This is a genomic window from Pedobacter sp. 22163, from assembly GCF_052045595.1.
GTDB lineage: Bacteria > Bacteroidota > Bacteroidia > Sphingobacteriales > Sphingobacteriaceae > Pedobacter.
Window position 1 is genome coordinate 230921 of record NZ_JBQEPM010000003.1, and the last position, 22073, is coordinate 252993.

Below are 22073 nucleotides of genomic sequence, written 5' to 3' on the forward strand. Positions count from 1 at the left end.
CCATCGTGAGAAGAAAGAAAAATATGTTAAAAACAATAAACGTATTGGTTGATCTGCCAGATTTTGGCATTGTAGAGTTGCCCTTAGTTTATGAAATGAGCATAGAAAGGGGTGAAACAGGCGTTAGTTTGGCCAGCTGTAAGATAATGTTGAGTGCAGAAAATCTACCTGAATGGCTATTAACAACTACTTTTAGCATTGTTTATACCCCAGCTGGGGTAAGAAACGCAAGCACTGTTTCAGTGAATACCGATAACAGCACTACAAATCGCTATCATGAAATCATGTTGAGTATTGTATCGTCTTATATTAAGCTTATAGAAGACCATATTGGCTTAAATGAGCGCTTAATGACAACAAAAAGTACAATTGATTAGGTTACTGATTCTGTTGTTTTTCTTTGAGCAATTTCAGCCATTGAAATAACAATTTCGTTAATGGTTTTGATGCTAAAAACATGCCTGCCCATTAACCACCTTTTAATTTCGTCAGGATTGATATCCAATATAAAAGCCAGGTCGTTTTCTGTTGCACCCTTTTCTGCAAGTACTTTTGTAGTTTTATTGGCAACTTCAAGATTTAGCTGCGCTAGTTTCTCAATTGCAGGATTTCCGGTTTCTTCCAGCCAGATAGAAACAAAATCGTTTTCTTCCATTTTATTCTTTTTTACCGTTCAGAACAATCGTAAACGTTATATTAATTGTTCATTTGGGCGGCAAATTTAACGATTAAGTCCATTATTGCAAGCCAGAATCAAAAGATAAGCCATAGCCCTATGAATTAGTGCATGGGCATACTTAATATAGTCGACGATTGTTCCTATTTTAGAGCTTGAAACAGGCGAAATTTGATGTTGAAAGCAGCTAAAAATTTTCTTTGCAATCATTCATTTAGCCTTACTCATGTTACAACGTTCAAATTAGATTAATTTACAATGGCCTCAGAACAGAAATTCGTAGACTTTATAATAGATCAGATCAATTATTCCGGACATGTTACTTATAAAAAAATGTTTGGTGAATACGGCTTGTATTTTGATGATAAGTTGTTTGCGCTGGTGTGCGACAACAAACTGTTTATTAAGCCTACTACAACAGGAAGAGCATACATAAAAGACGTTGTGGAAGCTCCGCCTTACCCTGGTGCAAAAAATCAATTTCTAATAGAAGAGCAGTTGGAAAATCGCGATTGGCTAAAAAAACTGGTTAGCATTACTGTAGCTGAACTGCCTGAACCTAAACCCAAGAAAAAGAAATGAGAACAGCATCTTACATGCTTCTAAGTGGATGATTTTACCAAAAGCTAAAATGTGCACTACGGTAAGCTGTACGTGCGGCGCTTAAATTTGTAACAAGCTTGTTTTATTACCCAGATTAAGGGGCACTATGCCAGTATAGCGCTGCTATGGTACATATTTTAACTATATTGGAACTATGAAAAATTTAGCCCTGTTTCTGTTATTATCATTCTCTCTTCGCCCTTTATTTGCACAGCAAACGCAAAAGCCAATGCTTTACGGCAACAGCTGGATGGCCATTACCGGAAAGCCAATGGCAGCAACAGCTGGATCGATGATCTTTCAGCAGGGTGGAAATGCAGTTGATGCGGCATGTGCCATGTTGGCTGCTACTTGCACCATGTGGGATACTTTAAGCTGGGGAGGAGAAACACAGGCGCTGATTTACAATCCGAATACAAAAAAGGTGATAGCGATTAATGCAATGGGTGTTGCCCCAACCGGAGCAACCGTAGCCTTTTTTAAAGCTAAAGGTTATAGCTTTCCGCCAGAATACGGGCCTTTGGCTGCAACCACGCCAGGCACACCCGGCGGACTGATTTACATGCTAAGTAAATATGGCAGCATGAGCCTGGAGCAGGTTCTGGCACCTGCTATGCATATGGCTGCGGGTTATGCCATAGAAGCACAAGCTGCAAATAGCATGGAGCGCGACAAAGAATTGATCAAAACCTGGCCTTATAGTAAAAAAGTGCTATTGCCACATTTGGGCGAAAAACGTGAGGCGCCAGAAGCAGGTGAGGTTTTTATTCAAAAAGATTTATTGGCCACCTTAACCAAAATGGTTGAAGCAGAGCAAGCTGCGCTGAAGAAAGGTAGCTCTCGACAAGAGGCATTAATGGCCGCTTACGATCGTTTCTATAAAGGAGACATTGCGAAGGAATTCGTGAGTGGGAGCAAGGAACAAGGTGGATTAATTACCATGGATGACCTTGCTAAATGGAAACCAGTTGAAGAAGAAGCGCTAAGTACCGATTATAAAGGCATTAAAGTATACAAATTAAAACAGTGGACACAAGGCCCAGTTTTGCTGCAAGCTTTGAATATATTAGAGAATTTCGATCTAAAAGCAATGGGCTACAATAGCTCAAAATATATTCATACTGTTTATCAGGCCATGAACCTTTCTTTTGCCGATCGCGATTTTTATTATGGCGATCCTAATCAAAACCCTGCTGAACCGATGAAAGGTCTGTTAAGTAAAGATTACGCAAAACAAAGGGCCTCACTTATTCAGCTTGATAAAAATGATGCAAATACCGGTCCTGGCGATCCTTACCCATACGAAGGCAAGAAAAACCCTTATTTAAATCTGTTAAAAAGTAGAGGCTTTAATCCCGATACAACCAAGCGTAACTTTGCGCCAAAACACGATCTTGGTAACAATACGCCAAAAGAAATTTATGAAGACCGTTTATGGCGGGGAACAACATCGATAGAAGCTGCAGACAAAGCCGGTTGGGTGGTATCAGTTACCCCAAGTGGCGGCTGGCTTCCTGCCTGTATTGCCGGTAATACGGGAGTTGGCATGAGTCAACGTATGCAAAGCTTTGTGCTCGATTCTACCTTAAATCCCTTCAATGTTGTTGCGCCGGGCAAACGGCCAAGGGTAACCCTATCGCCTTCATTGTTTATCAAAGATGGTAAACCATTTGTATCGGCCGCAGTGCAGGGCGGAGATACCCAGGATCAGAACCTACTGCAATTCTTTTTAAACATCGCTGAGTTTGGTATGAATGTGCAAAAGGCAACCGAAGCGGCTAACTTTAATACAAATCAGCTTTGGCTTTCTCTTGGTGGTAATAAAACAAGTGACAGAGCACCAAAACCTGGTCAGATCCTGTTAAACACCAATACGAAAGAGGAGGTGCGCAATGAATTGAAAAAAATGGGTTATACCCTCAGTTTTTCAGAACGGACCAGTGGGCCAATCAATGCCATTTATTTTGATTGGAAGCACAATAGTTTGCAAGGTGGCTCGAGTAACCATGGCGAAGATTATGGTGTTGCATGGTAGTATCAATCCCAATTAAAAATTAACCCTTTACAGTGGAGGGGCCCTATGGGGTTTTGATTTTCATTTCAGTCACATTCGAATGTTTAGCTCGATTAAGAATTTGCATTGTCTGACTCAGGAGTGCTGGGCGTTTCACCTAAGGGGGCTATTCCACAGGCAGCCCATATAAATTTGAAAATATTGAGGAATTCACATCGGATATCCCTGTCAGATTGTATTTCGTTCTCCATGTTGTACCGCTTTAATCTATTTATTAAAACATAGAAAGGCTGGTTTTGTGTTAGCGAAGGTAATCCTTTAATGTAAGTATATTGTTGCCTAAATGTTAAGGAAGATGTTTTAAAGCTTAGCCGATTCTGCGTAATATTTATTTAACTGTTCTGCCTTATTCCTGAAAACCTGCTGGAACCATTGTTGGTATGCGCACTGGCAATTGCTTTCCGAAGGTCATTTGCTGAAAATGCCGGCAATAGTATCGGTAGCAAGGATTCCGACATCACAGACATTAATATTTCTTAGCGGCGTCGTTATCAATGACGGATTGTAAAAGAGAGGGCCTGTATATAATTAACTTTATATTAGTTTGCCGTCAATAAATTCTATTTACACTTCATTTCGAAATAACTGTGAAATAGCGTAGGATGGATTTTTTTTGTTAAAAATCGTCATTTCTTCATCTAATTCTAGTTGTTAACTAATAATTCGTTCAAAATGTAGGGCTAAATGATCTAATTATTGCGATAAATCAGCTTTTGCTTCACTAAATCATAATTTCTCAATCCAAACCTGAAGTTCAACTTCATTATAACTTCATAAATCTGTACTTATTTCGCTTTCGAATTAAATCATTGCGTAACCCTAATTTATTGAAGTCAATTGAGTATCTGCACACAGTTGTAGGCTGCTTCTTATCATAAATTGGTTGCAAAGGGAGACTAATTAGAGAAAAAAATAAATCAGATTAAAACCATTTAACAAAAAAAAATGAAAAGAGTTGTCATGTGCTTAGGCTTATGTACTTTGCTTTACGTAACGGGTTGTACCTCGAAAAAAGAAGAAAAAGAAGAAGTCGCTACTTATGCGGTAACCACGCCGTTAAGAATGGATACTTCGTTTACCAAGGAATATGTTTCGCAGATTAAATCTGTGAGGAATATCGAAGTTAGGGCGCAAGAAAAAGGCTATCTCCAAAATATTTATGTAGATGAAGGCCAGCATGTAAAAGCAGGCCAGCTGTTGTTTAAGATTATGCCTAAAGCAGCACAATCTGAGTTGTTAAAAGCACAAGCCGAAACTAAATCTGCAGAAATTGAACTTGAAAACACCAGATTACTATCTGATAAAAACATCGTTTCTAAAAACGAGCTGGCTATGGCTAAAGCCAAACTTCAATCAGCAAATGCCGAAACCTCATTGGCCAGATTCCATTTATCCAATACCGAAATCAGGGCACCATTTGATGGTACCATCGATCGTATTCCTTTAAAACTGGGTAGTTTGGTTGATGAAGGTGCTTTATTAACCAGTCTTTCAGATAACAGTCAGGTTTTTGCGTATTTCAATGTATCTGAACCTGAATACCTGAATTATCAGCGTACAGCAAAAGCAAAAGGCCAGCAAGAAGTTAGTCTGTTATTAGCGAATAATGAGTTGTTAAAATCGAAAGGTAAGGTTGAAGTGATCGAAAGTGAATTTGATAACGAAACGGGAAATATCGCTTTTAGAGCCAGGTTTAACAATACTGATAACTTATTGAGAAACGGAGAGACTGGCAAGATCCAGATGGTTGTTCCTTTAAAAAATGCTTTGGTGATTCCACAAAAAGCTACTTACGACATTCAGGACAAAACCTATGTTTTTGTAATCGATAAAAATAATAAAGTACATTCTAAAGCAATTACGATCGCAGGTGACCTTCCCGATTTATACATCGTAGGTGATGGCATTAACAATGGCGATAAAATATTGCTTGAAGGGGTGCAGAAAGTAAAAGACGATGATAAGATTGCCTTCAAATTCCAACAACCTCAGGAAGTGATGAAACAATTAAGATTGAAAACTGAATAATCTACCACCCTCCATATTTATTTTATGTTTAGTAAATTCATACAAAGGCCTGTCCTTTCTATAGTAATATCGCTTGTCATTGTGTTTCTTGGGGTGTTGGCCATCAGCTATCTGCCCGTTACACAATTCCCTTCTATTTCGCCGCCTAAAGTTAATATTACGGCAGAGTACCCGGGGGCAAATAACGAATTATTGATCAAATCGGTAGTTATTCCGCTCGAACGTGCCCTTAACGGCGTTCCGGGCATGAAATATATTGCCTCTGATGCCGGTAATGATGGTGAAGCCTCTATTCAGGTCGTATTTAATTTAGGTACCGATCCCAATCAGGCTTCGCTTAACGTACAGAACCGTGTAGCGGCTGTTACCAATAAACTTCCTCCTTTAGTGGTTCGCGAGGGAGTAAAAATCACCCGCGAGGAGTCTAACATGTTAATGTACATCAATTTGTACAGTAAAGACCCTAAAATGAACCAGAACTTCCTGTATAATTATGCTGATATCAATTTGCTTTCTGAGTTGAAAAGGGTTGATGGTGTAGGTTTTGCCGATATTTTGGGTGATAGGGATTACGCCATGCGGATCTGGCTTAAACCCGACCGTATGCAGGCTTATAAAATCTCAGTAGATGAGGTGATGAAAGCACTTGATGAGCAAAGTTTAGAAGCCTCTCCAGGTAAAACCGGTGAGAGTTCTGGTAAACGCTCTCAGGCTTTTGAGTATGTGTTAAAATATTCAGGACGTTTTAGTACGAAAGAAGGATACGAAAATGTAGTACTAAGAGCAAGTGCTAATGGCGAATTACTTCGTTTAAAAGACGTTGCAGATGTAGATTTTAGTGCTTCAGCCTACAATTTATATTCTACGTTAAACGGAAAGGCTTCTGCAGCTATCGTATTGAAACAATCTTACGGAAGTAATGCCAGTCAGGTAATTAAAGATGTAAAAGCGAAAATGGCCGAGATCAAATCGAGCTCATTTCCTAAGGGTTTAGATTATGAAGTAAGTTACGACGTTTCTAAATTCCTGGATGCCTCCATTGAAAAAGTAATCCACACCCTTGTCGAAGCCTTTATCCTTGTGGGTTTAGTGGTATTCCTATTCCTTGGCGATTGGCGTTCAACGCTCATCCCCGCTATTGCAGTACCCGTATCCTTAATCGGAACCTTTGTATTTATGCAGTTCTTCGGCATTACACTTAACTTAATTACCTTGTTCGCCTTGGTGTTGGCCATTGGGGTGGTAGTAGATGATGCCATTGTGGTAATTGAAGCAGTACACGCCAAGATGGAACACGATCGGAAACTTTCGGTACTGAAGGCTACCCAACAGGCCATGAAAGAAATTGGCGGCGCAATTATCGCCATTACCTTTTTAATGGCATCTGTATTTATTCCTGTAGCTTTTATGTCGGGGCCAGTAGGTATTTTCTACCGTCAGTTCTCCATCACCATGGCAACGGCAATTATCCTTTCGGGTATTGTGGCGTTAACACTTACCCCTGCATTGTGTGCCATTATGTTAAAGAATAACCATGGATCCAAGAAAAAGAAGACGATTATTGATCGCTTTTTAGATGGTTTCAATAATGGTTTTGCTAAACTTTCAGGCAAATATGAGCTGGTGCTAACCAAGGTAGTAAGCCGCAGGATATTAACTTTTGGTATTCTGGCAGCCTTTTGTTTAGGTGTTTGGGGGTTAAGTGGAAGTGTACCATCAGGTTTTATTCCGAACGAAGATCAGGGAATGGTTTATGCTATTATCCAAACGCCTCCGGGATCTACCTTGGAGCGTACCGATCAGATTGCGGAGAAACTGCAGAAAATGTGCGAAGATATTGATGGCGTAAAGTCGGTTTCATCTTTGGCAGGATATGAGATTCTTACTGAAGGTACGGGATCAAACTCCGGTACCTGTTTAATCAACCTGAAAGACTGGAGTGAACGTAAACATTCGGCAGTAGAGATTATTGAAGAGCTTGAAGAGAAATCAAAATCTATTCCAGGTGCAACCATCGAATTTTTCCAGCCACCAGCCGTTCCAGGTTATGGTGCAGCGGGCGGTTTCGAGCTTCGTTTACTGGATAAAGCCGGTAGTGGCGATTACAAAAAAATGGAAACCGTTGCCAACGACTTTGTAAAAGAGCTGAACAAACGTAAAGAGCTATCATCAGTATTTACTTTTTACAGCGCGAGTTTCCCTCAATATATGTTAGATGTTGACAACGATATTGCGCAACAAAAAGGAGTGAGTATTGATAATGCAATGAATACACTGTCGACTTTTGTAGGAAGTAATTACGAAACCAGTTTTATTAAATACGATCACCAATATAAAGTAATTGTACAGGCATTGCCGCAGTACAGGGCTTTGCCGGAAGATATTTTAAAACTGTCGGTTAAAAACGACCGCGATGAAATGGTGCCTTTCTCAGCTTTTATCAGAATGCGGAAAGTATATGGTTTATCCGAAATTACCAGGCATAATATGTATAATGCTTCGGAGATCAGCGGACAATCTGCTCCAGGTTATAGTTCTGGTGAAGCTATTAAAGCCATTACCGAAGTGGCTAAGAAATCACTTCCAAGAGGATTCGGTATCGACTGGGCCGGTATATCTAAAGATGAGGTATCGAGGGGTAACGAAGCCATTTATATTTTTCTGATCTGCTTGGGCTTCGTTTATCTGGTTCTGGCAGCACAATACGAAAGTTTTATTTTGCCCCTTTCGGTTATCCTTTCTTTACCAGCGGGTATTTTCGGTGCCTTCTTATTCCTGAAGTTATTGGGATTGGAAAACAACATTTATGCACAGGTTGCGATGGTAATGCTGATCGGTTTACTCGGTAAGAACGCGGTGTTGATTGTAGAATTTGCCGCACAACGGCAGGCCCAGGGGGCAACGGTACTAAAAGCGGCAATGGAAGGTGCAAGTGTCCGTTTTCGTCCGATTTTAATGACCTCTTTTGCCTTTATTGCAGGTTTAATTCCTTTAATGATTGCTTCCGGGCCTGGGAAAATAGGTAACAGGACCATTGGCTCTGCTGCTGCCGGAGGTATGCTTTTCGGTACCATTTTCGGGGTGGTTATTATCCCGGGATTATATTATGTATTTGGAACAATAGCAGCCAGACACAAGCTAATCAAAATTGAAGAAGAACATCCATTAACTGAAGAAGTAGAAGATAATGTTTAAGAATAATATTTATAAAGGCCTTGGCTTAGTGCTAATATGCGCCACATATGCAGCATGTAAATTGCCAGAAGTGGTCCAACGCGCCGAAAATAAAAATGTTCCTGCGGCCTTTAGTGGCGCACAGGATACCGTAAGTACAGCCAGTATACAATGGCGTAAGTTTTTTACCGATCAAAATCTGGTAAATCTGATCGATACCGCATTAAAGAATAACCAGGAGCTGAATATTACGCTTCAGGATATCGAGATTGCTAAAAATGAAATCAAGGCTAAAAAAGGAGAGCTTTTACCAAGCGTAACCTATGGTGTTGGTGCAGGCTTTGATAAAGTTGGCCGTTACACCAGTTCGGGTGCCGGCGATGCTTCTACAGAAATTACACCAGGTAAAGAAGTACCTGAAATATTGCCCGATTATCGTTTCGGTTTACAGGCCAACTGGGAAGCCGATATCTGGCACAAATTGCGCAATGCGAAGAAAGGAGCCATAAGTCATTATTTAGCAACGGTTGAAGGCAAAAATTTTGTAGTAACCAATTTGATAGCTGAGGTTGCAAATTCATATTACGAATTGCTAGCTGCCGATAATCAGTTAGAGACAGTGAAAAAAAATATTGAGCTGCAGAAAAATGCCTTAGAACTGATGAAAATTCAGAAACAGGCCAGTAGGGTTAACGAACTTGCAGTACGTAAATTTGAAGCTGAGGTGTTAAGCTCTAAGAGTTTGGAATTTGATATTCAGCAAAACATCACCGAAACAGAGAATAAGATCAATTTCCTGCTAGGCCGTTTTCCTCAACCCATTGTTAGGGATAAATCGAGTTTTACCGATCTGCTACCACCAACAGTGCAGACAGGTTTACCTTCACAATTGCTGGCCAACCGCCCTGATATTAAACAGGCTGAATTAGAACTTGCTGCGGCTAAATTAGATGTTAAAGTAGCTAAAGCACAGTTTTATCCATCTTTAGGTATTTCTGCGGCTATTGGTTACCAGGCCTTTAATCCATCTTATTTGTTGAGAACGCCAGAATCGTTGATCTACTCGTTAGCAGGAGACCTAGCCGGACCGCTAATTAACCGCAACGCCATAAAAGCGGAGTATTTAACCGCAAATGCAAAACAGTTGCAGGCCGTTTACGATTATGAAAAAACGATTTTGAATGGTTATATCGAAGTGGCCAATCAGATGTCGAAGATTAGCAACCTGCAAAAAAGCTACGATTTGAAATCGAAACAGGTAGCCGCACTCACTCAATCAATTGATATTTCTAATGATTTGTTTAAATCCGCAAGGGCTGATTATTTTGAGGTATTGATGACCCAACGTGATGCTTTGCAATCAAAATTAGAATTAATCGAAACCAAAAAACAACAGTTAAATGCGGTGGTAGATATCTATCATGCCTTAGGTGGGGGATGGAATTAGGTAAAGTATAGTCGCAATTCATATTATCGTTATATTTCTATTAAGGCTGCTTCAGGTTATTGAAGTAGCTTTTTCGCTTTATTCATCTATTTATCATAAAAATTAGTTTAAAAACAAAGCCACTCACTTAGGGTTTATCTTTATGATATAGAAATTATTATCATATCTAAAAGCACATGGGAAATACAACATTTAAATTAGGCGAATTAGAAATTAACCGTTTAGGTTATGGTGCAATGCAGCTAACAGGTAACGGTGTTTTCGGCGAAGTGGAAGATCGCGAAAATGCAATAAAAGTTTTGCAGGAAGCTGTAGCAAATGGCGTTAATTTTATTGATACAGCAGAAGCTTACGGACCAAAATTTAACGAATCTCTAATTGCTGATGCACTACATCCTTACAAACACGATCTCCTTATTGCTACCAAAGGTGGTTTTGAACGACCTGGTCCCAATAATTGGGTTCCGAATGGGAATCCTGAAAAAATCAGGCAAGATATTGAAGGGAGTTTACAGCGTTTAAAAGTAGACTCGATTGATTTATGGCAACTGCACCGTATCGATCCTAAAGTTAGTGTAGCCGATACCCTTGCACCAGTTATAGAAGCGGTAAAAGAGGGTAAAATAAAATATGTTGGTCTCTCTGAAGTAACCATCGATCAGATCAAACAGGTACAGGATATTCTACCAATTGTGTCAGTTCAGAATTTATACAACTTAGCCAACAGACAATGGGAAAGTGTACTTGATTTTACTGCCGAACAAGGTTTAGCTTTTATTCCATGGTTTCCACTGGCTTCTGGCCCTGCAAAATTAGAGGATAAAATTAAAGCAATAGCCGAAAAACATCAGGCCACTACAGCACAGATTGCACTGGCGTGGTTATTAAAAAGATCTTCAAACATCCTGTTAATACCTGGAACAAAATCTATTGCGCATTTAAAAGAAAACTTAAAAGCTATAGAAATCGAATTAACTGATGCAGAATTTGAAAGTTTAGCGCAATAAGAACGGAAAATTCCCCACGATCGTCATTTCGAGCGGAGTGCAACGCAGTCGAGAACCCGAAGGCTCTGCGAAGCAAAATCTGTCTGGATAGATCTCTCTCCCGAAAGTTCGGGACTGTGCTCCAGTTGAGATGACGATTTTCACTTACTGGTCTTAGCGTTTCGCTAAGACCTTTTTTGCTAATTTTTTGCCACGGATGCACGAAGAGCACGGAAATTACACTAGTGACAACGGTAAGGGACAATTTATTAATAAAATTAATATGAATGACAGTAATTAACTAGCCGTAAAAATTTGCTTGAATTTCCGTCATTTCAAGTGCAGTGCAACGCAGTCGAGAACCCGAAGGCTCTACGAAGCAAAATCTGTCTAGATAGATCCCTCCACTCCGCGATGCTTCGGTCGAGATGACGATTTTTCTGTTGAAGTCTTTCAATGTTAGCACAGCAAAGAACCTGAAGGCGCTGCAAAGCAATTTTCTTAGCATGAATACATTAACTCGTTCCGTCATCCTGAACTTGTTTCAGGATCTTTACTTGATGTATGATCAGGTTCAAAGATCTCGTTATTTCGCGTCGCTCTTGGATATAATGATCTCGCTTTTAGGTTTTTGCGCTTTGTCATGCCGAGCGGAGTCGAAGCATTTCCAAACAAAAAATGTCTACTGAGTCATATTATTTGTATTTATTTATCTGTATTTATCCTTTTTATCTGTGGTTAATAAGTCTGCTCGATAAATGCCCGCTGAGTTTTGCTATCCAAAACGGAGTCGAAGAATGTATTAAAAAATTTATTAAAATTATTCCTTTATAAGTTTGATATTTAAACATGAAAAAAATCTTCCTGTTTACCACTATTTTATTTTCTATCATTTTTCAAAAAGCAATGGCGCAAAATAAACCTGAAAATGTACCTGCTGTTTTAAATCATATCGCTGTTTATGTAGCTGATCTAAGCATAGCAACAACTTTTTACGAAAGTGTATTTAACCTTAAAATCATTCCCGAACCTTTTAAAGATAACCGCCATACATGGTTTACTTTAGGGCCAGCCGGACAGTTGCATTTAATCCAGGGCGCAAAAGGAAATGAGGTTTTTGATAAAAACGGGCATTTGTGTTTCAGTGTTCCATCAGTTGATGAATTTGTAAAGAAGCTGAATGCTAAAAATATAAGTTTCGAAGACTGGCCAGGAAAGAAAGGTGGAATTACCTTGCGTGTAGATGGTGTAAAACAAGTTTATTTCAAAGATCCGGATGGACATTGGTTAGAAGTAAATGATGCCAAGTAAATTTTTCACTACGTGTAGATTTTGTTCTGTACCATCACTTATATTTAGGTTTTATCCGCTAAGCTTATGAAACTAAAATTACTGAAGTATTTTTGTGTTACCTTTTTAATAATTGGTGTAGTTGAGCAATTAAAAGCTCAAAATGCTAACACTGAAGCAGAATTTAAAGCTGTAATGGAGAAATATAATGCGGTTGGTGCTGCTGTGGCTGTGGTAAAAGAAGGTAAGATTATTTATACCCAATCTTTTGGACTAAAAGATTTAGAAAATAAAAAGCCTTTAACCGATCAGGATATTTTCAGAATTGCATCTATTTCGAAGTCTTTTTCGGCAACATCCGTTATGCAACTTGTAGAGGCCGGTAAAATTTCCTTAGATGATGATTTTGGCGATCTGGTGGGTTTTAAAATCAGGAATCCAAAATTTCCTGATCAGAGAATTACCCTAAAAATGGCTTTGTCGCATACATCCAGTTTAAACGATTCTCAGGGATATCTTAATCTGGATGTGATCAATCCGGATAAAAATCCAAACTGGGCCAAATGTTATAACGATTACGTCCCAGGAAGCAAATTCGACTATTGCAATCTTAATTTTAACCTGATCGGTACTATCATCGAGAAAAAATCGGGTGAGCGTTTCGATAATTATGTAAAAAACCATGTGTTGAAACCTTTAGGGCTCTATGCAGGCTATTGCGTCGACTCTTTAGATAGCACTCGTTTTGTTAATTTATACGAATATCACGCCGATACGAAAACTTTCACACCGTCACCAACAGCGTATGCACCACGAAGAACAGAAATTGCAAATTACATAATGGGTTATAGTACACCTGTTTTTTCGCCAACAGGTGGCATGAAAATTTCAGCTACTGATTTGGCTAAATATATGATTATGCACATGAATTATGGCACATCAAACGGTGTTAAGATAATTAATAAAAAGAGTGCGAAAAAGATGCAGACTGCCTTGACCGATGATGAAGGATATGGCTTAGCCATCAGGACTGCAGACCAGCTTATCCCAGGAGTAAAACTTAAAGGGCATACCGGCTCGGCTTATGGTTTGTTCAGCACCATGTTTTTTAATCCGAAAGAAAAATTTGGCTTCGTAATCATTACGAATGGTATAAACGCTACTTATACTGATGGCTTCCCTGATTTTAGCAGGGCAGCTATCAACAGTTTGTATCAGGCATTTATTAAGTAAGCCCAAATTAACCTTTAAACCTATGAAGGATTAAGAAAGCGTTTATAAGCATTTCCAGATTTAATTTTTTCCATTGTTAAATATTCTTTCACAATAGAAAATTCCATGCTCTGGAGGGCTTTAACTACCGATTTTAGTTTTTCACCTGTAACACCTAATCTGGCTGCCCAGTAATTGCGGTCTTGCTCGTCAGCAATCTCAATAAACTCTTTTCGGGCATTCATCGAATTAATTTGATATTCCATCTTTTTACTGATTTTTGGTTAGTCAATATGTGATATAAACACCGCTAATTCTGATTTGGTTTTGGAGTTTTGTCAATAGATGATCAAATATAATTGTGAGAAAACCTTTTTGTTAATGATTATGAGGCGAAAGCTCTTAATTGCCCTAAACCGATCGTAAAACTGGTCTTAAAAATCGATTTAGGCCTATTTTTTTTGAAGGATATTTTATCTCAGAAAATAGTAACATTTTCTTTACAAAACATTAGGAATTTTCAATTAGCATTTTTATTATTGTATTGTAATGTAATTTTTACAAATGCTAAATCCTTTTCTAACCAACGCTACAAGTTTATCCCATCGTCCAAAATATTATCAGAACAATCGTTTTGTATTATTTATTTGGGTATTGATTACACTCATTTTTGTGATCGATTCTTGGGCAACACACAGGTATAATAACTACCTTATTTTTGAGAATACCTTCAGGAATCTTCTTCAGCAAAAATCTCTTTATGCATGGTACCCGGCTTATCATGAAGATGCCAATCATTATGGTCCTATTTTTAGTCTGTTAATTGCTCCATTTGCCTTAATGCATAATTGGATTGGCTTATTATTTTGGAACTTATTTAACTGTTTCATGCTCTTTAAAGCGGTTCAAACCTTACCGCTGAGCGAAGATAAAAAGGTGATTATCGGTTATATTGCCATTCCCTGTTTAATCGAATCGATGCTTAACCAGCAGTTTAATGCCGGTGCCGCGGCCTTAATGATATTGAGTTATACGCAAATAAATAAAGGTAGAGGGATATGGTCTGCGCTTTGTATTGTACTGGGTACATTTATTAAGCTTTATGGCATTGTAGGGCTAGTATTCTTCTTTTTTACCAAGAAAAAACCAGTTTTTGTATTATGGTTAATCATGTGGTGTATCGTGATATTCTTATTGCCAATGTTGTTTGCCTCTCCTGATTTTGTTGTGCAGAGTTATATCGATTGGAAAAACTCACTGATCGGGAAAAATATGATTAATGTCTCAGGTGGAGGAGATATTTCGATTATGGGTTTTTTTAGGCAACTATTTGATATTCCTAAAGTATCAAATTTTCTTTTTCTTACACTTGGCACCCTGTTGTTTATGTTGCCTTTTCTGTACGTTACTTATTTTTCGAAAAGTAAATTCCAGCTCATGATTCTATCTTCCGTATTGTTGTTTCCTGTGCTGTTTAGTACTGCAGCAGAAGATTGTACGTTTATCATTTCTATAACTGGTGTTGGCATTTGGTATGTAAACGAAAATAATAAAGTGCTAAAAAATACATTGTTGCCAATTTTACTTTTCATCACCTGCAATTTCCCTTTGCTACTTTTTCCAACTTTTGCAAAAGCACATCAATTATCATTATCCATCATTAGTTTTCCTTATTTTTTGGTATGGTTGAGGGTTATCCATATCGCTATAAATAACAAACTCGTCCATGAGAAAGAAACAGAATCAGAGATAGTAACAGCACTAGTAGATTAACCTTTAAGTTTTATTTTTTTTAAGGTTTTAATATCCGTTTGTGAAAATGGCTGTTAAAACCTTTTTTAATATTCGGCTGTTTTATTAACTGTCTAATCAAAAAATAGTTATGGATGATAAACAAAAAAACGGTAGTGCTGATCGGGCTAGAATCAACATTAACGAAGGTTATGAACTAGATTATTGGTCTAACAAATTCGGAGTAAGCAAAGATAAACTGAAAGCCGTAGTGCAAACAGTTGGTACCTCAGCACGCGCAGTTGAAGATTATTTGAAAAAGTAAAATATTTATTATGAGTCTGAAAAAGTATGTTGCCAAGCGCGATTTCTCAAAAACTACCGAACCAAAGTCGGGTAAAAGCAGCGATCGGAATAAATTACACTTTGTAATCCAAAAACATGATGCTTCCCGTTTGCACTACGATTTCAGGCTCGAAATGGAAGGCGTTCTAAAAAGCTGGGCTGTACCCAAGGGGCCATCAACCGATCCTAAGACGAAACGTTTGGCTATGATGGTAGAAGATCATCCATACGATTACAAAGATTTTGAAGGTATTATCCCACAGGGGGAGTATGGTGGCGGAACCGTTATTGTATGGGATGAAGGAACTTATGAGCCGATAGAACCGATTAAAGGCAAAAAAGCACAAGAAAAACATCTGTTAGGTCAGTTAAAAGATGGTTCTTTAAAAATCAAATTAAATGGAGAAAAGCTTCAGGGCGAGTTTGCCCTTGTAAAAACACATGGCATGGGCGAAAACGGTTGGCTGTTAATCAAACATAAAGACGAATATGCTTCTATAAAAGACATTACCAAGGAAGATAAATCTGTGCTCTCCGGAAAAACAATCGAAAAGATGGAAAAAACATCCGATAAGGTCTGGAAAGAAGGAAAAGAGCAGGATTTAAAGACTGAAAAAAAAAGCCCCAAGCAAAAAGCAAAGAAAGAAACCACGCCCGTGGGTGATGACTTAGAGGCAGATGTAAAAAGTATATTAAAGAAAGCACCTAAAACAGCTATCCTAAAAGGAGTGAAACCTATGCTGGCTACCCTGGTTGATGAGCCTTTCGACGATCCAGATTGGCAATATGAGGTGAAATGGGATGGTTACCGTGCCCTGGCTTTTATTAATAAAGGAAAGGTTGATTTGTTTTCCAGAAATAATAAATCCTTTAACGAAAAATTTTACCCCATTTACGATCTGCTTTTGACCTGGAAAATGAATGCGGTATTTGATGGTGAGATTTTGGTGCTAAATAATAAAGGTGTATCTAATTTTGGCTCACTGCAGAATTGGAGAAGTGAAGCAGACGGAGAACTTGTTTTTTATGTATTCGATATCCTCTGGTATGAGGGTAAAAACCTTATGGATCTGCCGCTTTATCAACGCCAAGCAATATTAAATGAAGTCCTGCCAACTGATGACGACCGCGTGCGCCTTGGTAAGGTTTTTAAAGCCAGTGGTGTCGATTTTTTCGATGCAGCGAAAAAAATGGGCTTAGAAGGCATCATCGCAAAAAAAATAGATAGTACTTATGCAATAGACCGAAGATCAAAAGAGTGGCTGAAAATTAAAGTGCAGAAACGGCAAGAAGTGATTATTGCGGGCTTTACCAAAAATGCCGATACTTCTAAATCTTTTAGCTCTTTACTATTGGGGGTTTATGAAAAGGGAAAATTGCAATATGTTGGTAAGGTTGGAACAGGGTTTTCGGATAAATTGCAGAAAACAATGATGGAGCAGTTTAAGCCAATTATTATCGACAAAAGTCCTTTCGAAAGTATACCTGATGTAAATAAGCCCTCGCGATTCAGACCAAACCCACCAAAAGCGAAAGCAACGTGGTTAAAGCCAGAACTGGTATGTGAAGTCGCTTTTACAGAAGTAACTGATGATGGTGTTTTTCGTCACCCGTCTTTTCAGGGCATGCGTGAAGATAAAAAAGCCAAAGAGGTAGTAAGAGAAGTAGAAGTACCAACAGAAAAAATTGTTGACGACACTAGTGAAGAAAACCCACATGCACAGGCAATAAAAGCGCCAAAAGGTAAAATGCCTAAAACTTTGTTGAACCCGAAAGATGAAACGCAGGTAAGGAAAATTAAAGGTCACGAGCTTAAATTTACCAATCTGAGTAAAATTTATTGGCCCGAAGATAAAGTTAGCAAAAGAGATATGTTTAACTACTATTATCAGGTTGCTGATTACATTTTACCTTACCTGAAAGACCGCCCACAGTCGCTTAACCGCTTTCCCGGCGGAATTCATGGCAGTAGTTTTTACCAGAAAGATGTTAAAGGCAAAGCACCAGATTGGGCCGAAACTTTTCCTTATGAAACTAGTGAAGGCGAAAAAAAAGAATACCTGGTTGGAACAGATGAAGCTTCATTACTCTGGATGGCGAGTTTAGGCTGTATAGAAATGAATCCTTGGTTTAGCCGGGTGCAAAGCCCTGATAATCCTGATTACTGTGTGATTGATTTAGATCCCGATAAACATACTTTTGATCAGGTGGTTGAAGCCGCGCTGGAAACAAAAAAAGTATTAGATGCCATTAATGTTCCCAGTTTTTGTAAAACATCAGGTTCAACCGGCATGCATATTTACATTCCTTTAAATGCCAAATATAATTATGATCAAAGTCAGATGTTTGCTAAAATAGTGGTTAACCTCGTGCATGATCAAATACCCGAATATACTTCGCTCGAGCGTATGATAGCAGCCCGAAAGGGAAAAATGTACCTCGATTTCCTACAGAATAGACCGGGGGCAACCATAGCCGGACCTTATTCCTTAAGGCCAAAAATTGGTGCAACGGTATCAATGCCATTGCATTGGGATGAAGTTAAACCTGGGTTAAAAATGAAAGATTTTAATATTTTTAATGCTATCGATCGTTTGAAAGTTGAAGGCGATCTGTTTAAAGGTGTTTTGGGTAAAGGAATAGATTTAGTTAAGGCTATCGAGAAAGCAAAAAGTGTTTTTGGATAAAGCTCGCGATCTTTTCCTGCTTTCATTATATTTGGAAAAAATTAAAAAATGATAGCACACCACGTTTTATTCTGGCTAAAAGCCGATACCACCGATGAGCAGAAAGTTGCTTTCCGCAAAGGCTTACAAACATTAGAAAATATTGAAATTGTTAAAACTTTTCACATTGGCGTACCAGCACCAATTGAGCGTGCAGTTGTAGATACCACATATACATTTAGCCTTTTGCTGTTATTTGAAGACTTAGCTGCACACGATGTTTATCAGGTTCATCCATTGCATAAAGCTTTCCTGGATGAATTCAGGGTCTACTTCGAAAAGGTTGTAATTTACGACGCAGAATAAAAGAAATACCTCCGACAAAATCGGGGGTATTTTTTTATCGGTTATTTTTATAAATCTAATTTATTATTTGGAATTATTCTAAATAATAAGATATTTGTCAAATCTATCAATTAATTTGAACTGTAGAAACCATGTGTAAAACAACCGTACTTGCTCAAAACAAAAACATCACCATCGCCCAATGTAATAATTGCAAAGTTTTAAATATATGGCGCTCGGGCGTTTTAATGAACTTTTCTTTTGATCAGTTTGATGCTTTTTATGTGGCTACCAAAAAACTTGATTTCGACGATTATTTGGAGAATAGTCCCGATGGGAGGCAGGTTGTTATTTTATCAACCCCATTTCCTGATATCAGTTTAGTTTTTACAAGAGAAGAATGGCACGAATTTTTTACCAAAATAGATGAGGCGTTGTACATGAAACGGGTTTATGAAATAGTGTATTGCTAATTAACACTACGATTTTGTATGTTTGGTACTTATTAATAAGTAATTTATGATACTACAAAACTAAAGCGTTTTTGGTTACGTAAATACTTCAAACTGCAACCTTATGGAAAAAACAGCTACATTAATTAAAAGAGGATCGCTTAACGTAAATCAGTTAGATAACATTAAAATTGGAGATTTATTATATGATGAATATGGTAAATCAGGCAAAGTGTGTGAAATCGAAAAAGTAAACCGCCATGGTGAATTTCACTATTACTTTAAATTATTTAAATCGGGCACCATCTTAATTATTCTCTAGTTTCTTTCTTGCCTTAACCAATTGGTTGTGTTGTTTACGAGGATATATCTTGTAACCATTGGCTTGGTATTGCTCATCAGTTACTTTGTTCTGGCGTAAAATCATCAACGATGGACGATATAAAACATTGCCTACTTTGTAAAAACAAAAAGCTCCAGATCTGCTGATCTGGAGCTTTTTGTTTAACCTATTCTTGTAATTAGAATTTATAAGATAATGTCGTTACAAACTGGCGTGGAGCAATAGGGTTTACGCTGTAGTTTTCGTGAACGAAATAGTTTAGCTCATTAGTGATGTTTGAAATCTTAGCCAATAACGAAATTTTTTTCCAATTATAGCCAGCAGATAGGTCAAATGTGGTGAATGCGCTTAACGGAATTAATCTACTATAAGTTTGGACTTTAGTGTCGTTATAACCACCATTACGTGCTCCTGTATAGTAAGCAGAGGCACCAAGCTTTAAGCCTTTAATACTTCCTTCCTGGAAGGTATAAAATAAGGTACCATTGGCTGTGTTTTTTGTAGAACCGACCAATCGTTGTCCTTCTATAATACCACCTACGATAACATCTCTAGTTGCATTAGGATTGGCTTGAGTTGGTGCCGCGACTTTCAAAACTGTTCTGTCACGGGTTTCTGTATAACGGATAAAGTTGTAGCTATAACCCGCAATAAAGTTTAGGCCCTTTACAATTGTACCTGTAATATCAAGTTCTAAACCATCACTTAACGATTTCCCATTAAGCTCTTTAATATTCGCATCACCATTTGGTGCTCCTTGAGCATTGATAAGCGCTTGTTGGGCAAATTTATCGTTCGCAATTCTGTACCAGGTCAAGTTAACCGATAATCTGCCTTTAAATAAATCGTTTTTAACGCCGGCTTCATATTGTTGTAAAGTTGATGGGTCTAATGGCGCTAAATTTATATCGGTTCCGGTATTCTGAACAAAATTGCTTGAATAACTAGCATAAACCGATGTTGTTTTTACCGGTTGGTAGATCAATCCAAATTTCGGTGTGAATGCACTTTCTACCTTTGATTTATCTAAGCTGTTAACACTTAAGGTTTGTACACCTGTGGCTAGGTTTGTAGTAACTGTTCGAGGTGTTTTCTGGAAAGTATAGCGAATTCCAGCGAGTACTTTAAATTTATCAGTAATAGAAACTAAATCCTGAATAAAAGTACCCATGCGGTATAATGGTGCAAAAACTTCAGAAACTACGTTCACATTCGGTTCAATACCCGATCCAAAATAAGTTGATGGATCAAGCAGATTTACAGTGCCGTAATTAAAAGTGGTCGCGTTATTATTGCCATAAGTAAATCCACCACTTGTGGTACGCGATTGGTCCGCATCAGCACCAACCAATAAGGTGTGGCTTATGCTTCCGGTTTTAAAATAACCATTTAAGTTAATCTGTTCATTATATGTAAATTCTCTTGTTTTAGAGCGGGTTACATTACGTAAAGCTAAACCATAAGGAAGTGGAGTTGCTATTTTGGTATCTGCAAACGGACGTTCTGCACTGAAATAGTTACGGTTATAAGACTGTAGATTAGCCAATACATTCAATTTCCAGTTATCGTTAAATTTATGGTTTACACTTAATTGAGAGGTTGCGGTATTGGTTTTATTGTAAGCCCAGGGTGCATTTACAAAAGCTTTACGTCCGATGTCAGCTATCTGGTTTTCAACGGTACCCACACCAAAATCTGGTGTCATGTTGCTTTTCAAATAATCTCCTTGTAATAAGATATCTGTTTTCTCGCCAATTTTATAAAGCACAGATGGATTTACATAAATTCTATTAGAAGTTACACCGTTTCTAAAACTTGCAGCATCTTCGTAGGTTCCAATTAAACGGAAAGCAAGGTTCTTTGTAACCGGACCATAAATGTCGGCTGTTGGTTTGTACATACCATAACTGCCTGTACGCATTGATACTTCGCCACCATTTTCAAATTTAGGCTTCTTCGTAACCAGATTTACTACAGCTCCACCGCTTACACCGCCATAAAGTAATGCAGCACTTCCTTTTAAAATCTCAACCGATTCTAAAGTACTAGTTTCGGGCATACCACCACCGGTAGCACGTGATCCATTTTTGAAAACATTGTTGGCACCTAAATTATAACCACGGGCAAAAAAGGTTTCGCCACTTACCGAACCACGATTTTCAGCAAAAGCTACGCCGTTTACATTTTTCAGTACATCGCTTAAGCGATTAGCTTGTTGGTCAGTAATTACCTGATTTCCAATTATTTGTACAGCCTGTGGAAGATCCATAGGGGCAATGGCAATTTTACCTAAGTTAGCTGGCTTTCTATTTGGCGTTTTGTAACCGTTAATGGCTACTTCATCCAATTGCGATGAAGATTCTGCTATGGTAAAATCAGCAGTTACAGTTTCACCGGCTAATATAGTAACAGATTTTTCCTGGGCAGAAACACCAATAGCAGTTGTTTTGATCGTATAAGTGCCGGGAGTTACATTTTTAATGGTGAAATTACCTTTCTCATCAGTTTGTGTAGTTTTACCAGCATTTTTTAAACCAACACTTACATAGCCTGCAGGATTGCCATCGCTAGTTTTAATTGAACCTGAAACAGATCCGTTTTTGCTTTGTGCCATTGTATTCCCTGCTAAAAACAGAAAAAAGGCTATAAAATTTAAAAGAAAAGTAAATTTTTTATTCATCTTTATTTAGATTAATTCTTA

At 38.2% G+C, this 22073-nt stretch carries 18 protein-coding genes; 15 read left to right on the forward strand and 3 right to left on the reverse strand.

From position 1 onward, the window contains the following. The first annotated feature begins 23 nt into the window (after positions 1–23). On the forward strand, positions 24–377 hold the full coding sequence (locus tag ACTJKN_RS09370) for a hypothetical protein (RefSeq protein WP_440824357.1): 354 nt from the start codon (positions 24–26) through the stop codon (positions 375–377). Here the strand turns inward: ACTJKN_RS09370 and ACTJKN_RS09375 are convergent. After that, a complete protein-coding gene (locus ACTJKN_RS09375) occupies positions 374–655 on the reverse strand; it encodes a hypothetical protein (protein WP_440824359.1) in 282 nt (93 codons plus the stop codon). The genes ACTJKN_RS09370 and ACTJKN_RS09375 overlap by 4 nt on opposite strands. 279 nt (positions 656–934) lie before the next feature. Here ACTJKN_RS09375 and ACTJKN_RS09380 point away from each other — a divergent pair, with 279 nt between their 5' ends. The 8 genes from ACTJKN_RS09380 to ACTJKN_RS09415 all read left to right on the forward strand — a co-directional run bounded on the left by ACTJKN_RS09380 (position 935) and on the right by ACTJKN_RS09415 (position 13511). Continuing rightward, positions 935–1258 carry a TfoX/Sxy family protein gene (locus tag ACTJKN_RS09380; protein WP_440824361.1) on the forward strand — a complete coding sequence of 108 codons (324 nt, stop codon included), beginning with the start codon at positions 935–937 and terminating at the stop codon, positions 1256–1258. 175 nt (positions 1259–1433) lie between these two features. After that, on the forward strand, positions 1434–3314 hold the full coding sequence (locus ACTJKN_RS09385) for a gamma-glutamyltransferase family protein (RefSeq protein ID WP_440824363.1): 1881 nt from the start codon (positions 1434–1436) through the stop codon (positions 3312–3314). Between the two features lie 984 nt (positions 3315–4298). Further along, entirely contained in the window at positions 4299–5381 is a 1083-nt protein-coding gene (locus tag ACTJKN_RS09390; RefSeq protein ID WP_440824364.1) for an efflux RND transporter periplasmic adaptor subunit, read from the forward strand. 24 nt (positions 5382–5405) lie between these two features. After that, a complete protein-coding gene (locus ACTJKN_RS09395; RefSeq protein ID WP_440824366.1) occupies positions 5406–8576 on the forward strand; it encodes an efflux RND transporter permease subunit in 3171 nt (1056 codons plus the stop codon). Beyond that, positions 8569–10002: a TolC family protein gene (locus ACTJKN_RS09400; protein ID WP_440824368.1), complete on the forward strand. Its 1434-nt coding sequence runs from the start codon at positions 8569–8571 to the stop codon at positions 10000–10002. The genes ACTJKN_RS09395 and ACTJKN_RS09400 overlap by 8 nt, the downstream gene beginning before the upstream one ends. A 176-nt stretch (positions 10003–10178) precedes the next feature. After that, positions 10179–11009, forward strand: a complete 831-nt coding sequence (locus tag ACTJKN_RS09405) for an aldo/keto reductase (protein ID WP_440824370.1) — start codon at positions 10179–10181, stop codon at positions 11007–11009. Positions 11010–11837: 828 nt separating this feature from the next. After that, complete coding sequence (locus ACTJKN_RS09410) at positions 11838–12299, forward strand: VOC family protein (RefSeq protein WP_440824372.1); 462 nt, start codon at positions 11838–11840, stop codon at positions 12297–12299. A gap of 66 nt (positions 12300–12365) precedes the next feature. Beyond that, positions 12366–13511, forward strand: coding sequence for a serine hydrolase domain-containing protein (locus tag ACTJKN_RS09415; RefSeq protein ID WP_440824374.1), 1146 nt, complete (start codon positions 12366–12368; stop codon positions 13509–13511). 20 nt (positions 13512–13531) lie between these two features. Here the strand turns inward: ACTJKN_RS09415 and ACTJKN_RS09420 are convergent, their stop codons facing one another. Further along, positions 13532–13756, reverse strand: coding sequence for a DUF3606 domain-containing protein (locus tag ACTJKN_RS09420; RefSeq protein ID WP_440824376.1), 225 nt, complete (start codon positions 13754–13756; stop codon positions 13532–13534). 298 nt (positions 13757–14054) lie between these two features. Here ACTJKN_RS09420 and ACTJKN_RS09425 point away from each other — a divergent pair, with 298 nt between their 5' ends. From ACTJKN_RS09425 to ACTJKN_RS09450, 6 genes are all read left to right on the forward strand, one after another. Beyond that, positions 14055–15263, forward strand: coding sequence for a glycosyltransferase family 87 protein (locus ACTJKN_RS09425; RefSeq protein ID WP_440824378.1), 1209 nt, complete (start codon positions 14055–14057; stop codon positions 15261–15263). 109 nt (positions 15264–15372) lie between these two features. After that, positions 15373–15546 carry a DUF3606 domain-containing protein gene (locus tag ACTJKN_RS09430; RefSeq protein WP_215127755.1) on the forward strand — a complete coding sequence of 58 codons (174 nt, stop codon included), beginning with the start codon at positions 15373–15375 and terminating at the stop codon, positions 15544–15546. Positions 15547–15556: 10 nt separating this feature from the next. Beyond that, positions 15557–18253, forward strand: coding sequence for a DNA ligase D (gene ligD, locus ACTJKN_RS09435; RefSeq protein WP_440824380.1), 2697 nt, complete (start codon positions 15557–15559; stop codon positions 18251–18253). 48 nt (positions 18254–18301) lie between these two features. Beyond that, complete coding sequence (locus ACTJKN_RS09440; RefSeq protein WP_440824382.1) at positions 18302–18598, forward strand: Dabb family protein; 297 nt, start codon at positions 18302–18304, stop codon at positions 18596–18598. Between the two features lie 131 nt (positions 18599–18729). Beyond that, the gene (locus ACTJKN_RS09445; protein ID WP_440824384.1) at positions 18730–19050 is read left to right on the forward strand and encodes a DUF6686 family protein; all 321 of its coding nucleotides are present in this window, start codon (positions 18730–18732) and stop codon (positions 19048–19050) included. A 103-nt stretch (positions 19051–19153) separates the two neighbouring features. Continuing rightward, positions 19154–19351, forward strand: a complete 198-nt coding sequence (locus ACTJKN_RS09450; RefSeq protein ID WP_440824386.1) for a hypothetical protein — start codon at positions 19154–19156, stop codon at positions 19349–19351. 199 nt (positions 19352–19550) lie between these two features. Here ACTJKN_RS09450 and ACTJKN_RS09455 read toward each other — a convergent pair whose 3' ends face one another. Then, a complete protein-coding gene (locus tag ACTJKN_RS09455) occupies positions 19551–22052 on the reverse strand; it encodes a TonB-dependent receptor domain-containing protein (RefSeq protein ID WP_440824388.1) in 2502 nt (833 codons plus the stop codon). Between the last annotated feature and the right edge of the window lie 21 nt (positions 22053–22073).

Coding starts and splice junctions, on each gene's coding strand:
- ACTJKN_RS09370 (WP_440824357.1), top strand. CDS start 24: ATGTTAAAAACAATAAACGTATTGGTTGATCTGCCAGATTTTGGCATT.
- ACTJKN_RS09375 (WP_440824359.1), bottom strand. CDS start 655: ATGGAAGAAAACGATTTTGTTTCTATCTGGCTGGAAGAAACCGGAAAT.
- ACTJKN_RS09380 (WP_440824361.1), top strand. CDS start 935: ATGGCCTCAGAACAGAAATTCGTAGACTTTATAATAGATCAGATCAAT.
- ACTJKN_RS09385 (WP_440824363.1), top strand. CDS start 1,434: ATGAAAAATTTAGCCCTGTTTCTGTTATTATCATTCTCTCTTCGCCCT.
- ACTJKN_RS09390 (WP_440824364.1), top strand. CDS start 4,299: ATGAAAAGAGTTGTCATGTGCTTAGGCTTATGTACTTTGCTTTACGTA.
- ACTJKN_RS09395 (WP_440824366.1), top strand. CDS start 5,406: ATGTTTAGTAAATTCATACAAAGGCCTGTCCTTTCTATAGTAATATCG.
- ACTJKN_RS09400 (WP_440824368.1), top strand. CDS start 8,569: ATGTTTAAGAATAATATTTATAAAGGCCTTGGCTTAGTGCTAATATGC.
- ACTJKN_RS09405 (WP_440824370.1), top strand. CDS start 10,179: ATGGGAAATACAACATTTAAATTAGGCGAATTAGAAATTAACCGTTTA.
- ACTJKN_RS09410 (WP_440824372.1), top strand. CDS start 11,838: ATGAAAAAAATCTTCCTGTTTACCACTATTTTATTTTCTATCATTTTT.
- ACTJKN_RS09415 (WP_440824374.1), top strand. CDS start 12,366: ATGAAACTAAAATTACTGAAGTATTTTTGTGTTACCTTTTTAATAATT.
- ACTJKN_RS09420 (WP_440824376.1), bottom strand. CDS start 13,756: ATGGAATATCAAATTAATTCGATGAATGCCCGAAAAGAGTTTATTGAG.
- ACTJKN_RS09425 (WP_440824378.1), top strand. CDS start 14,055: ATGCTAAATCCTTTTCTAACCAACGCTACAAGTTTATCCCATCGTCCA.
- ACTJKN_RS09430 (WP_215127755.1), top strand. CDS start 15,373: ATGGATGATAAACAAAAAAACGGTAGTGCTGATCGGGCTAGAATCAAC.
- ligD (WP_440824380.1), top strand. CDS start 15,557: ATGAGTCTGAAAAAGTATGTTGCCAAGCGCGATTTCTCAAAAACTACC.
- ACTJKN_RS09440 (WP_440824382.1), top strand. CDS start 18,302: ATGATAGCACACCACGTTTTATTCTGGCTAAAAGCCGATACCACCGAT.
- ACTJKN_RS09445 (WP_440824384.1), top strand. CDS start 18,730: ATGTGTAAAACAACCGTACTTGCTCAAAACAAAAACATCACCATCGCC.
- ACTJKN_RS09450 (WP_440824386.1), top strand. CDS start 19,154: ATGGAAAAAACAGCTACATTAATTAAAAGAGGATCGCTTAACGTAAAT.
- ACTJKN_RS09455 (WP_440824388.1), bottom strand. CDS start 22,052: ATGAATAAAAAATTTACTTTTCTTTTAAATTTTATAGCCTTTTTTCTG.